Source organism: Sorangium sp. So ce117 (assembly GCF_051524395.1).
Taxonomy (GTDB): domain Bacteria; phylum Myxococcota_A; class Polyangia; order Polyangiales; family Polyangiaceae; genus Sorangium; species Sorangium cellulosum_B.
Genome location: NZ_CP150309.1, coordinates 1,526,376 through 1,540,323, shown reverse-complemented (window position 1 = coordinate 1,540,323; position 13,948 = coordinate 1,526,376). Strand labels below are relative to the sequence as shown.

The 13,948-nt window shown below is 67.3% G+C and carries 8 protein-coding genes and 1 pseudogene; 3 read left to right on the top strand and 6 right to left on the bottom strand.

The annotated features are described in order from the left end of the window. The first annotated feature begins 127 nt into the window (after positions 1 to 127). A complete protein-coding gene (locus WMF46_RS05700) occupies positions 128 to 445 on the top strand; it encodes a hypothetical protein (protein ID WP_437984660.1) in 318 nt (105 codons plus the stop codon). Between the two features lie 48 nt (positions 446 to 493). On the opposite strand, the gene ltrA is transcribed toward WMF46_RS05700, so the two are convergent. Together ltrA and WMF46_RS05690 are read right to left on the bottom strand one after the other, a co-directional pair. Continuing rightward, entirely contained in the window at positions 494 to 2,032 is a 1,539-nt protein-coding gene (gene ltrA, locus WMF46_RS05695; RefSeq protein WP_437979957.1) for a group II intron reverse transcriptase/maturase, read from the bottom strand. 605 nt (positions 2,033 to 2,637) lie between these two features. After that, complete coding sequence (locus WMF46_RS05690; RefSeq protein WP_437984659.1) at positions 2,638 to 3,624, bottom strand: LysR family transcriptional regulator; 987 nt, start codon at positions 3,622 to 3,624, stop codon at positions 2,638 to 2,640. Between the two features lie 211 nt (positions 3,625 to 3,835). Here WMF46_RS05690 and WMF46_RS05685 point away from each other — a divergent pair, with 211 nt between their 5' ends. Continuing rightward, positions 3,836 to 4,420: a malonic semialdehyde reductase gene (locus tag WMF46_RS05685; RefSeq protein WP_437984658.1), complete on the top strand. Its 585-nt coding sequence runs from the start codon at positions 3,836 to 3,838 to the stop codon at positions 4,418 to 4,420. Positions 4,421 to 4,444: 24 nt separating this feature from the next. On the opposite strand, the gene WMF46_RS05680 is transcribed toward WMF46_RS05685, so the two are convergent. The 4 genes and pseudogenes from WMF46_RS05680 to WMF46_RS05665 form a co-directional block, all read right to left on the bottom strand. Then, a complete protein-coding gene (locus WMF46_RS05680; protein ID WP_437984657.1) occupies positions 4,445 to 7,102 on the bottom strand; it encodes a hypothetical protein in 2,658 nt (885 codons plus the stop codon). A 443-nt stretch (positions 7,103 to 7,545) separates the two neighbouring features. Next, complete coding sequence (locus tag WMF46_RS05675; protein WP_437987861.1) at positions 7,546 to 8,604, bottom strand: glucuronyl esterase domain-containing protein; 1,059 nt, start codon at positions 8,602 to 8,604, stop codon at positions 7,546 to 7,548. A 417-nt stretch (positions 8,605 to 9,021) separates the two neighbouring features. Next, a pseudogene (locus WMF46_RS05670) lies at positions 9,022 to 9,246 on the bottom strand (cellulose binding domain-containing protein); the annotation flags it as partial. Positions 9,247 to 9,773: 527 nt separating this feature from the next. Next, positions 9,774 to 10,739 (bottom strand): class I SAM-dependent methyltransferase, encoded by a 966-nt coding sequence (locus WMF46_RS05665; RefSeq protein ID WP_437984656.1) that lies wholly within the window; start codon positions 10,737 to 10,739, stop codon positions 9,774 to 9,776. A gap of 658 nt (positions 10,740 to 11,397) precedes the next feature. On the opposite strand from WMF46_RS05665, the gene WMF46_RS05660 reads away from it, so the two are divergent. After that, on the top strand, positions 11,398 to 13,842 hold the full coding sequence (locus WMF46_RS05660; RefSeq protein ID WP_437984655.1) for an alpha-glucuronidase family glycosyl hydrolase: 2,445 nt from the start codon (positions 11,398 to 11,400) through the stop codon (positions 13,840 to 13,842). The last annotated feature ends 106 nt before the right edge of the window (positions 13,843 to 13,948 follow it).

Genomic DNA, 13,948 nt, shown 5'->3' with positions numbered 1-13,948 from the left:
CAGCACGCGACGAGCAGGGTGGAGCGACCGCGCCGCTCGCGCAGACCCCTCGACACAGGGGCTCCCCGGCGCGCGGTCTCCCGCTTGCATTGCCCGGCTCCGGTGGGGGGAGTCGAGGAGGTTTGATATGGCGACCGAGCAGAAGCAGGGAATGGGCGCGCAGGGGCAGCAGGGCTCCGTCAAACAGGAGGGCCGCAGCGAGAGCAGCGTGATCCCCGACAAGGACTACAACCTGGTCAGCGTGCTCTACCATACGCTCAAGGGCGCGCAGACCCACTCACAGTACATTCAGGATGCGAAGCAGCAGGGTGATCAAGAGCTCGCCTCCTTCTTCAGCGAGGTCCGGCAGGAGGAGCTGCAGCGCGCGGAGCGCGCGAAGCAGCTCCTCGGACAGCGGCTGAGCGGAGGGCGCCCGGGCCAGGGAGGGGCCCGCGCGAGCGCCTAGAGCTACAAACGGGTTGAATCGCCTGAAAAGCGCATAATTTCGAACCGGTCACGGTAGGGACGGCCCTTTCGGGCCGCCCCCCGTACAGAACCCGGCGTGCGGTTTTCCCGCACCGGGCTCCCACCTCCGGTCTACGGATGAGAAGCGCACGGTGGGATAGGGGTGTGTGATGCGCGGCGGAGGAAGCGGGAAACGCTCGTCGAAACGGGTCCGTTGGTCGTTCGTCCAACGAGCCCGCTGGCTGCGACGTTGCATGCCCCTGTGCCACGCCTCGCGCACTTGGTGGCGAAACGAGCCCAGGGCTCGCGCGTTTCCAGGTACCCCGTAGTAGTTGTAGTGCCCTCGGAGCACGGCGCTCAGCCATCGGTGTTGCTCCCTGGCTGGGTCGTGCGCCTTGCGCCTCATTTTCCTACGGAGATCCCGCAGCTTTGCTGCCCTCTTCTTCCGGGAGGTCCGGCGCACGAGCGCGAAACGTCCATCCACGCGCTTCGCGCTGATGTGCGTAAAGCCGAGGAAATCAAACGTCTCTGGCCGCTCGTGTCCTTCCTTGCCGCAGTGCTCCGATGCGTACCGCCCAAACCGGAGCACCCGCGTCTTCTCAGAATGCAACTCCAGTCCGAACTGAGCGAGGCGCTCCGCAAGCGCTTCCTGCATCGCCCGTGCGTCCCGCTCGTACTGGAAGGTCATCACGACATCGTCGGCGTAGCGCACGATGTACATCTCCCCGCGCGCGTGCCGCTTCCGCCATCGATGCGCCCACAGATCGAGCACGAAGTGGAGGTAGATGTTTGCCAGCAGGGGGCTGATGATCCCCCCCTGCGGCGTTCCCTCCTCCACGTCGTGGAGCTGGCCGTCCTCCATGACGCCCGCGTGCAGCCACTTCATCAGCAGCCGCACCATGCGTCGATCCACGATCCGGTGCTCGACGAATTTCTGCATCCACCCGTGATCGATGGTGTCGAAGAACGCCCGGATGTCTGCGTCGAGCACCCAGTTCGTCTTTCTGCTGACGATCGCTACGCTCAGCGCGTCCAGAGCCCCGTGCGCCGACCGGCCTGGCCGATAGCCGTACGAGAACCCCAGGAACTCGCTTCGCTCGTAGATCGGTTCCAGGAGCATCCGCGCCGCCAGCTGGACGATCTTGTCTTCCAGCGCGGGGATCCCGAGCGGCCTCGTGCGGCCATCGCCTTTCGGGATGTGCACGCGCCGTACCGGTTGCGGATGGTAGCTTCCGCGTTGTACGCGGTCCTGAAGGTCGAGCAGCCGTGCGTCCAGCCTCTCGCCGTAGCTGCTCCACGTCTCACCGTCGACGCCAGGTGCCGCGTCTTTCCGCAGGCGCTCGTACGCCTCCTTCAGCAGCGGCGCCTTGATGTAGCTCAGCAGGTTATCGAACCGCGTCCCTTTCTCCTTCGTCGCTCGCTTTCCGACTCGATCCAGGTGCGTGAGCGCGTCTTGCCGATCCTGAGCCCGGGACGCGTTTCGCTGGTCGAGATTCCCGTTGGCCTCGCCCCTTCCCTCCATCGACTCCTCGGGCGTTACCCGCGAGTTCGCCGACTTCTTCGGTACTATGGGCTCGTCCGACTCCATCGGGGCATGCGGCTCCGGGGCTTTCGCCCCTGCGGCTTGCGGCTTGTCGCCTTCCCGCGCCTGCCTCCCGCCCACCACTGGCGAAGAGGCGCCTCCGAGGCCTCCCGGTTCCCGTTCATCAGGCAAGTGCTGACGTGCCGAACTCTCCGACCCCGAGGGGAGTGCAGTGCCATCGCCCACCGCTGTCTTTGCGGCCGCTGCACCGTGGCCTTCCGCGGTCTTGGAACGCGTCGGCTCCCACTGACTGATTTGTTTTCGAGGCTCCATCGCCCGGCCCGTCCGCTCGTCTTCCTACGCTTCGCCGTCGTGGTCGCCCACGCCGCCGCAAGGTTGACTTCCCGGGGGTGGGCACCTCCCGGGGTAGGACTTGCTTCTGTACTGCTGCATGCTCACCTACTTCCTGATGCCGGTTTTACCGGCGCACCCAAGACACCAAAAACGCCAAGAAGAGAATCTTATCTTGGCGTCCTTGGTGTCTTGGCGGTTTATTTCTCGCTTGAACAACGTGATCGCTATTCTAGTTCCGCGTGTCTGAAATCCCGCCAGAAACACCGGTCGATGAGCATCGAAGGCGCCGCCTTCACTCCACAGCCTGCGGGGCGAGGCTATCCGGAGGCGCGCCGGGCGCCGCCGGGTGATCTCGAGCCCGGGCGCAGGCCGCTCTTCGCCGCCCGCTTCGGCTTCGGCGCGTCGGCGCACGGGAGGAGGTTCTCCCCTCCCCACGCCATCACCGCGTCGATGAAGGCGCGGAGTTGCGGCGGCATGAACTCCCGCTCCACGTAGACCACCGCGATGTGCGAGTCCGCCTGGATCGCGCCTGGCAGCACGTGCAGGAGGGCGCCGCTCTCGAGGTGAGGGCGCACGACCTGCTGCGGCAAGAGCGCGATGCCGAGGCCCTGGAGCGCGGCGTCGCAGAGCAGGAGGAGGTCGTTCGTGAAGAGCGCGCCCTCGACCTGGAACCTACCGCCGGAGGACGGCCAGTGCGTCTGCGGCAGCTCCCCCCGGGCGAAGCCCATCATGCAGCGGTGGCTCCGCAGATCACGGCGCGTGCGCGGCGTGCCGCGGGCCTCGAGGTACGCGGGCGAGGCGACCGCGAGGAGCGGCATGCGCGCCAGCGTCCGGGCGACGAGGCCGGGCTCGAGCGCGCTGCTCGCGCGGAGCGCGACGTCGTAGCCGCCGCGCTGGAGGTCGACGTGCTGGGTCGTGTTGTGGACGTGAAGGCGGACCTCGGGGTAGCGCCGCGCAAAATCGCAGATCATCGCGTTGAAGCTCGTGTCCACCATCGGCGGCACCGAGACGCGCAGCTCGCCGCGCACGGCGCCGTCGGCCTTGCGCACGCTCGCCTCGGCGTGGTGGACGGCGTCGAGCACGACGCGGGCGTGGCGGTAGAGCGCCTCGCCCGCGTCGGTGGGGGCGAGGCTGCGCGTCGTCCGGCGGAGCAAGCGCACGTCGAGCCGCTCCTCCAGCCGCGCGAGGCGGCGGCTGATGGTGGCGCGAGGGACGCCGAGCTCGGCGGCGGCGCGGGACAGGGATCCGGCCTCCACGGTCTTCGAGAAGGCGAGGAGCTCGGAGGTCTCGAGGGGTTCGTCCATCTGGATCAAATCCTGGCAGGTGCTTCCAACTGTTGATGCATTGTTACATGCGTGTCCAGGCCTCAGAATGCCCGCTCATGAACGACAAGGCACGCACCATCGGCTACTGGATCGACCGAGGCCCGCGTCGGCGAGCACGCGCTCGCGACCTGAGGCGGGATCTCACGGAACGACTCGCCCCACCTCACCCACGTACCACCGAGCAAGCATCATGAGCGACCAACTCCTCCAGCAAGTCCTCCTCGAAGCCCGCACCCACAACGGCTGGCTCGCCGAGCCCATCGACGACGCGACCCTGCACCGCCTCTACGAGGCCCTGCGCCTCGGCCCGACCGCGGCCAACAGCGTGCCGGCGCGGGTCGTCTTCGTAAAGAGCCCTGAGGCCAAGGAGCGCCTGCGCCCCTGCCTCGCGGAGGGCAACGTCGAGAAGACAATGAGCGCGCCCGTCACCGCGATCATCGCCTACGACACGCGCTTTCACGAGAAGATGCCGAAGCTCTTCCCGGCGCGCCCGACGATGGGCGAGGCCCTCGCCGGGATGCCGCCGGAGCAGCGCGACTTCTTTCTCCTCCAGAACGCCTCGCTCCAGGCCGGCTACCTGATCCTCGCGGCCCGCGCGCTCGGGCTCGACTGCGGGCCGATGGGCGGCTTCGACCGGGAGAAGGTCGACGCCGCGTTCTTCGCCGACGTGCCCTGGCGATCGATCCTCCTCATCAACCTGGGCCACGGCGATCCGGCGAAGCTCTACCCGCGCAACCCGCGCCTCGATTTCGAAGAGGCCTGCCGTATCGCATAGTCGACCGGCCCCCGCCACGGGCCCTCAATCGGCGATATACTGGTTGCGGCCGACGAAATCGAGATACGGGTACAACGCCGAACGCAGGTTATCCACCTGAACACTCGAGTTGATACCGCCGACCTCCCACCCGTTCCACCTGGACGGGTTCCGGGTCGTCGCGTTCAAGAACAGCGGCACCTCCAGCAATGACTCCACGACGCCGGTCGTGGACATCTTGTCGAAATCGACGAGGACCGGAGCGGTATTGTCCGTCAGGTTCTTCACCCAGACGCGCGCGGCGCCGAAGTCACCGCCCGCGGTGCCGTCGATGTCGCGGTTCGGGTCGACCTGCACCTGGATATCGTACCACTTGCCCGAGGCCGGCGCGAAGTTGGTCGCCTTGTACAGCTCGCCGCTGTCCCGCGACCCACGGAGGCGCAGCTGCCCCTGCTCGAACTGCACAAGGAACCCGACGTAGTAGTTCGGGGTAAGGCCGTTGCTCGCGCTGGCGACCGTGTTGACAGGAGCAAAGTAAACCCCTGTGGTGCCGTACAGCTGCCCGGAATAGACAGTCAGGTCGCTCGCGTCGTGGTCGGTCAGCTCGGTCTCCCACCAGGCGCGGGCCAACGTCGAGCCCGACGGGTTCACCGCCAGCGTCGAGGGATTACCGGTGCCGTACGGCGCGGAAGCCGTGAGCTGCCCCGGCCCGCCGGAGGCTGGCCCCTTCCACACGAGCTGCGGAACAACCTGACTATCCATGGCGACGCCAGACTGATAATGATCGAAATTGTCATTCATCTGCGGCACGTAGTACCCCATCGAGAGGTCATCCACGGCATTGCTGTCGCCGTAGGCCGCCACGACGAATCCATTGAAGTTGGAGGGGTTCTTGTTCACGCCCATGAGCAGCGGGACAACCAGCACCCGCTCGGTCACGCCGGTCGTCGTGAGGTTGTCGAAGACGACGCGCGTGAAGTCCTTCTGCCCGTCCGTCACATTGCGGACGTACAGCGAGCCAAGACCGGTGCCCACGGTGGGATTGACGACCAGCTTCACCTCCAGCCATTTGCCCATCGTGGCGGGGATGTTGACGGCTTGATAGACATCTCCGCCGTCATAGCCAGAGCGAAGACGGAGCGCCCCCCAGGCCATGGAAACGGTCGGCCCCTGGTAGGCAGGGAGGGCGTAGCCCGTCGGGCTCCCGCCGGCCACGTTGATCGGCTCGAACGCGACGCCTGAGATGGCATTGTAGATGAGACCCGAGTAGACGACCTTCTCCGTGCTGCTGAAGCTCGGACCATCGAACGCCGACCAGGCTACCTTGCCGTTGTAGCCGCCCGTGGAGACGATGCTCTGCTCGGAGACATTCCCGCTTCCCGGCGGCGAGCCGATCGCGAACTTGTCCGGGTTCGCCCCCGACCAGCTGTTCGCGCCTTGGTTGTTCATCGCGTTGCCAAAGACGTGCTGCTCGTAGTCCTCGCGATCCATGGTGCAGGCCTCATACTGAAGGCGCACGTGATCGTGGTAAGCGACGTCCGGCGACTGGGAGGGCAACGCCGCCACATGAGACCAGTCGGCGTGCTGCGTGGTGGTGTTCATGTTGCTCACCAGCACATCGACGCGGCCCCCTCTCTGAACACCGGACCACTCGATGCCGGCGTTCTTGTTGGTCGCCAGGTTGAGGGTGCGCAGCTCGCCGTCCCGCGCGAACACGCCGTCCAGCGCCTGCCATGCGTCGGCCATGTCGGCAGTGAACGCGAGCGTCGCGGTGACGACGTTGCCATACGTCTGATAGTAGTAGGTGGTTGCCCCCGACTGGTTGACGTTGACCTCCCACGTCCTGAACCCGTCCGCCCCGCGGAGCCGGTAGTGCTGGACCTGCGCGACGTTGTCCGTCGGCAGGAGGACCTGCGACTGAGGCACACCATAGTTGGGCTTGTTGACGAAGTCCGCGATGTAGGGGATCAACAAATCACCAGCCGGAAGGTGGCGCGCCGCCACGCTCACCGTCTCGATCCCCTGCCAGAAGATCGCGGAGATCTGGGTGGGCGCCGTTCCGCCGACATAAGGCACGCCATTGATCGAGGAGGCGATATGCAGCGCCGACTGGCTCGAGTTGTACGCCACCGGCATCGCGACATTGATGCCTGACGTATAATAGATATTCTCTCGATCAATCTTGTACTGCTCACCGACATTCCAGGGCCACGCGCCGGACGTATCGACGCTCATCCCAGGGTAGTAGCCATAGTTGCCGACATAGGCCCCCGAGATGTCCGCGTCTGGGTCGGTTCGGACGCGGTCGACGTTGTCGAGGAGCAGATCGTAGTGCGTCTGGGTGTCCCCCTCGATGTCCATCAACAGGTAATCGAGCGCATAGCCGTTGCTGCTGATCCAATCGAGCGCAGGGTCCAGCTTCGCCAGGCCCCACCCCCTGGTCTCGAGCCCCGTGGGGACCCCGGCCAGGGTGTTGCTGATGATCACGTCGTCGTAGTCGCCCCGCTCTGCCCACCCCACCGCGGCGATGTCTCCCCCGTTCTGAACAATCTCGGGGTTGGTCGGCTCGAACGCCTGCCAGCTCGTGAAGTAGCCCTCGGCTTGCGCCATCGCGGTCGAGCCGCTCTCGAGCACGCCGAGCAGCGCGCCTCCCATCACGAGCACCCAATGCAGCGCTGTTCTGTTCTTACCGTGCGTTCGCATCTGAGACACCTTCTTTATCGCGTTTTGGTGACGGCCCCGAGACGCATCTCGGCCATGGGCAGGCGCGGGCGGGCGCAGGGGGACGGCGCAGATTGCGCCGCCCGCCGCGGGATCTCCGATTGGATCACAAGGACGGGAGGGATTGGACCAAAATCGTCCGTCCTGCGTGTCCACGCATTCGGTGCGCCACAGGAAAATTGAAGTGGGTGTACAGATGCCGGTCGCGACCCGCTCCGATCAGGGGCTTACCGGTCGAGGCAAGCGAAGCGTGCCGCGTGAACCTGATTTTGCAGGGGTATACACGAACCGCGTGCGCCGTCGAAGGCTGCCCGGTTCGCGGAGCGAGCCTCGAAAGATCGAGCGCCGCTCCGCACGCGCTCACCGCCGCCGGGGCGGGTGCCGGTCGGGGCGCCCCTTGTGAGGCGCCCCGTCGCCCCGAGCGGTTACTGGAGGGTCGGCGCCGTCCACTTCATCCACCTGGCCAGATCGGCCGTCGCCCCGTCGCCCTTGAGCAGGTTGGTGTCCGCGGTGCCGCCGCCGACAAGGAACTTCCTTACGTACGCCTCGAGGGCCGCCCTCTGCGAGGACGGGAACGCGCAGTGGGAATGGGCGGCGGTCTGCCAGTAGCCCATCTTGTCCTGCACCCCGAGCCCCTTCCAGATCTGCTGGGCGATGGACCCCGCCGTGAAGGTGCTGTTGATGCCGAGCCAGTCGATCCTGTTGTCGATGACGAGCAGCGCGCGCGGCGCGACGAGCCCCATGACCATGTGATGGTCGAAGGGCAAGGACGTCACCCGGTTGCCGAAGGTCGAGCCGAAGTTCGCGCGGAACCACGGCTGCTCGCTGGCCGCGCTGGACAGGGTCTGCACGTTCTCCCCGGCGTTGGCGCCCGCCTGCGAGACGCGCCAGCTCGCCGAGCCGCCGGCGCCCGACTCCTGGGGGATCGTCAGCACGATGCGCTCGTCGAACGCGCCGGCCGTGAGCGCGCCCTTGCCGTTGCGCGAGCAACCCGTCACGGCGATGCGCTTCGGGTCGATGTTGGCGCCCGGGGTCTTCTCCAGCGCGTCGATGATCCGGCTCACGCCCCAGGCCCACGCGATCATCGAGCTGGCCGAGTGGTTGCTGCCGTAGAGGTTGTAGAACGTGCCCGTCCCGCGCGAGCCGCCGCCGTTCTGGGCGCCCATCGCGTTGTTGTCGAAGGTCGCCATCGCGACGCCGTTCTGCGTGAACACGCTGTTGTCCAGATTCGAACCGCCGATGCCGATGACGAGCGGGATCGGACCAGCAGGCGCGCCGGAGGGCCGGCTGATGTTGATCGAGAACGAGGCGCTCTTCCCTGCATCGTTGACGTTGACCGTCAGCCTGTTCGCCGAGAACTGCCCCGTGACATTGTCCTTGGACACCACGGGCTTCGATCCGGACTCATACGTCTCGACCTGCGACTTGATCTCCGCGCGCCGGCACGCCCACTCCGACTTCTTCGTGATGCGTGAGCCGCTCAAGCTCAGGAACGGATCGTGATGCGTGTCGAACACCGGGAGAGACGAGGCGGCGGGCAACGTCGGCTTGGGGCAGCTCGCGCCGCTGTCTTCGACCGCGCCCGTGCTCCCGCCCGACCCGCCAGAGCCGCCCGACCCGCCGGATCCACCGGAGCCGCCCGCACCGGAGCCGCCCGCACCGGAGCCGCCCGCACCGCCAGAGCCGCCTGCCCCGCCCGCCCCCGAGCTGCTGCTCGACGAAGAGCTCGCGCTGCTGCTCGACGAGGAGCTGCTGCTCGACGAGGAACTGCTGCTCGACGAAGAGCTCGCGCTGCTGCTCGACGAGGAGGACGCGCCCGTGCCGACGATCGTGCCTCCGCTGCCGGTGACCGACGCTACGGCGGGCCGCCCGCTGCCGTTCGCGCAGAACCCCCACTCCACCCAACCTTTCTCCTTGATCGCTGCATTGTGGGTCACGCTCGTGGCGGTGAACTGCCCGTTCGAGGACACCGAGGTCACGTTCCACGCGTTGGCCAGCGTCGAGCCGTTGAGCCGGACGACCACGTTCCAGCCGGTGGTGGCCGGGGAGCGGGACTTGTTCGTCACCCTGACGTTCGCGCAGTAGCCGTTCCCCCAGTCCGACTGAATCGCGACATCCGCCGACATCGAGCCGTCAGCGCTGTCCAGGGCGCCGTCCAGCGTGTCGAGATCCTCTTCCTCGATGGGCTCCACGGCGCACGCAAACAGACCGAACGCGAACGCAGCGGAGATGCAGCCAAGCAAGCGAGTCATACGCATAAGATGCTCCAGGATCGGAACGACTGAGTCGCGGGCTTCTGCTCAAGGTGGATACGTGCACCAGCGAGACGCCTGCGAACCCTCTCGTTCAATTGGTAGAGCTCAATATTCCCGGCCAGCGTGCGTCTGATCATGAACACCGCGCGGACCTTGCCGATCCCCTGCCTGGCAACCACGGTGTTCGTCGGACAGCCACTCACATGCGGATACCCCACGGTGGGGCGGGGCACCATGAGAGAGCAAGAGCAACCCGGAAACGCAGCTGCAAGGAGCGAGCGCTCCGGGCAGCAATCTCCCCCCCGAGTCGATCCTCCGGATCGTGCCGCCGTCGCTCAGGCTGCCTGGGCGCGCGCCATCGTCGCCATCGTCGAGTTATGCCGTTCCGAGGCCGGGCGTCACGCCGGCTTGCGCCCCGACACCAGATAGAACGTCACCCCGCACGCCCCGCCGAGCGTGCGCGCGAGCGCGGCCTGCTTCCACGCGCGGGCCTCCTGCATGGCGATCGCCCACAGCCGCTCGAACTGCGCCGGTTCGCCGCCGCCGGCCAGGTACCAGGCGTGGGCCTGGTCACGGGTGCCGCCCGTTCCGAGCCAGATGCCGCCGTCGATCCACGCCAGCATCTGGCGCAGCTCCGCGCGCTCCGCGGGCGTCTCGTACGGCGGGATCAGCGCGGAGCACTTGTCCGACTGGCACACGTGGAGATCTCCGAGCCCTGCCTCGCGGAAGAGCCCTGGCAGCCGCTCACCCACGGAGCTGTCCCCCTGTCCCAGCGCGCGCTTGCCGTCCTGGCAGGTTGCCTCGAGCTCGAGCAGCGCGAGCCGGTCGGCGCGCGACAGGCCGGGCGCGGTGACCAGGGCGGTGGCCTTCTCGGCGAAGTTGTTCGGCTCGACCGCCAGCAGGAGGCCGCCGGGGCGCAGGACACGGCGCATCTCGCGCAGCACCCGCAGCGGGTCGGCGACGTGCATCAGGACCGTCTGGCACGTGGCGAGGTCGACGCTCGCGTCGGGCAGCGGGAGCGCCTCGGCAAGGCCCTCCCGGTACGACGTGCGCGCCGCCACCCCGCACGCCTCGGCCTCGGCGGCGGCGCGCGCGACGAACGACGGTTCACGATCGACGCCCACCAGGGTGGCGTCGCCGTGGAGCACGGGCAGGAGGGTGCGACCCCAGTGCCCGACGCCGCAGCCGACATCGACCGCCGCGCGCACCTCGTGGAGCCGGAGCCGGCGGGCGATGAGCTCGACGAAATCGCGGTTCCACCAGGTGTCGCGCCAGTCGCCCTCGAAGCCGACGAGCCAGCTGTAGTCGCTGGCCGCGAAGGCGGGCGGCGGCGGAGGAGCCGAGGGATCAGCGGCGCTGGACACGACGATCGCATAGCACGGCCGGCCCCCTGTGCCCTGACCTACAGAGGTGGTGACGCCGGCCGAGCTCGATGTTGCGCATGGGGTCCGTCGCCTCCTCCGCCCGTCGAGTCGTCGCCGATGCTCACCGCGCACGCCGTGAGCAGCGGAAGCAAAGCGGTTCCGATGAGCCATTTGGGGCAATCCGGTCGAACGGACATTGCGGACCTCGCAGATCTGCAGGGGTCGGCATGGCCATGCGCGGGCCGATCGTGCCGCGTCCTCCTCCGCCGGAGACACTGGACCGCAGCGCGATCGGGTGAGCACTCCCGGTGGAAGGCACCTCGATCACGGTGATTGGCAGCTTCAGCCCGCATTCCTGACGTTTTTTGCTCGGACCCCGCCAGAAATGCAGGAGCGCTGAACACTTCGCGCACGAGCGCACGAGAAGCGACCTCTGACGAGGTGGGCAAGGCGTGGCGGAGCCGCGGTGCGTTGCGGTCTTGCACGGCGCGTTTAGCCCTTGACGGGCGTCGAGATTCACCCTCGAGATCCGCGAATCGGTTTGTTCACCCTCTTTCCCAAGCCACCCTCCATGGAAAGGCTGATTCAGATGGCGCCTCCTTCGGAAAACAAGATGCCACGTCGCGCGGGCCGACCGCCCCCCCGACGGCCTCATTCGATGAAGATCCTGAGGGTACCGCTCCTCGTTGTCGGGCTCTTGAGCGCGGCGCTCGCGGGCGCTTGCTCCTCGAGCGGCACCGATGAGCCGAACGAGGTGACCGGCAGCGGCGGCTCCAGCGCAGCGGGGAGCCCCAGCGGGGCCACCGGCACGGGCGGCGGCGCGAGCAGCGGCGCGAACAGCGGCACGGGCGGCGGCGCATCGGTCGGCCAGGGCGGCATGGACACGACAGCATCGACAGGGAGCACGGGCGGGATGTCGGGCTCCGACGAGGAGTACCCCGCGCCGGGCGCCCTGCCGGACGAGACGGGCGCAGACCTCTGGCTCAGGTACCCGAAGGTGCCGATTCCGGGGCGCCTCGCGGAGTATCAGGCGGCCTTCAAGCGCGTGGTCAAGTCGGGGACCGGCGCGAGCCTCGACATCGCCGAGGCCGAGCTCGTCAAGGGGCTGAGCGGGTTGACGGGGGGAACGGTCGGGACCGGCGCGGCCGTCGACGGACCGGGCGCCGTGGTGATCGGGACGGCCACAGCGGACGTCATCAAGGGCCTGCCGCTCGCGGCGCGCCTCGGCGCCCTGGGCCCCGAGGGCTACCTCGTCGAGGCCGCCGACGTCGGAGGCCAACCGGTGATCGCCGTGGCCGGCAACACCGAGGTGGGCGTGCTCTATGGCACCTTCGCGCTCCTCCGGCACGTCCAGAGCCACAGCGCCCTCGACAAGCTGTCGCTCACCGGCTCTCCGAAGATCGGCCATCGCATCCTGAACCACTGGGACAACCTCGATCGCAGCGTGGAGCGCGGCTACGCGGGCCGCTCCATCTGGGACTGGAGCGCGCTGCCCGGCACGCTCTCTCCCCGTTACAAGGACTACGCGAGGGCCAACGCCTCCATCGGCATCAACGGGACGGTGCTGACCAACGTGAACGCCAACGCGCAGGTCCTGACTCCATCGTACCTCACGAAGGTCAAGGCGCTCGCCGACGTCTTCCGCCCTTATGGCATCAAGGTCTACCTCACGGCGCGATTCAGCGCGCCGGTCGAGATCGGCAACCTGAGCACGGCCGATCCGACCAACGCCAGCGTCAAGCAATGGTGGACGAACAAGGTCAACGAGATCTACCAGCAGATCCCCGACTTCGGTGGCTTCCTCGTGAAGGCGAACTCCGAGGGGCAGCCAGGGCCGCAAGACTACGGGCGGACCCACGCCGACGGCGCCAACATGCTCGCCGACGCCCTCGCGCCGCACGACGGCATCGTGATATGGCGCGCCTTCGTCTACTCCGACACCAGCCCGCCGGACCGCATCAAGCAGGCCTACGAGGAGTTCAAGCCTCTGGACGGCAAATTCAAGGGCAACGTCCTCGTGCAGGCCAAGAACGGCCCGCTCGATTTCCAGCCCCGGGAGCCGTTCCATCCGCTGCTCGGGGCCATGCCGAAGACGCCCCTCGCCCTCGAGCTCCAGATCACGAAGGAGTACCTCGGCGAGGACACGCACCTCGCCTACCTCGGCCCGCTCTACGAGGAGGTCCTCAAGGCGGACACCTACGCGGGCGGCGAGGGCTCGACCGTGGCGCGGATCATCGACGGCACCCTCCACAAGTACACGACCACGGCGATCTCGGGCGTCGCCAACGTGGGTGACGACACGAACTGGACCGGATCGCAGATGAACCAGGCGAACTGGTACGTGTTCGGACGCCTGGCGTGGAACCCGGACCTCTCCTCGGAGGCCATCGCAGAGGAGTGGGTGCGGCAGACCTTCTCGAACGACCCCGTCGTCGTCGAGCCGGTCGTTCAGATCATGATGGAGTCACGCGAGGCGCTTGTCGATTACATGACGCCCCTCGGCCTTGTCCACATCATGGGCAACGACCATCACTACGGGCCAGGGCCATGGCTGAACAGCCTGAGCCGCGTCGAGTGGAACCCGGTCTACTATCACAAGGCGGACGCGAACAACATCGGCTTCAACCGCACCTCGTCGGGCAGCAACGCTGTTGCCCAGTACGCCGCGCAGGTGGGACAGAAGTTCGGGAGCCGGGATACGGTGCCGGACGATCTCGTGCTCTTCTTCCACCGCGTCGGCTGGCAAGACAAGCTGAAGTCGGGGAGGACGGTCTGGGAGGAGCTCGTCCATCGTTACAGCCAGGGCGTCGATGAGGTGGGGGTGATGCGAGAGACATGGAAGTCCGTCGAGGGCCGTATCGATGGCAAGCGCTTCGGTGACGTGAGCGACTTCCTCGAGATCCAGCACTACGAGGCGCGCTGGTGGCGCGACGCGTGCCTCGCCTACTTCGGCTCGGTGTCGAAGCTCCAGGTCCCGAGCGGATATGCCCCCCTGGCGAACACGCTGAGCTTCTACCAGGGGCTCCGCTGCCCGTCCGACGCAAAGAAGCCCCGCTGCTCGCAGGTCTATACGGGGAATCCGTCCCCGGCCATCCTCCAGTGAGAGCGCAGTGAGAGCGGCGGGCCAGCTCGGTCTGGCCCGCGGCCTGGCGGCGATCTTCACGCCCCTGCCCCCGTCAAGCGCACAGCGTCCTCTGGGTCTTGCTGAC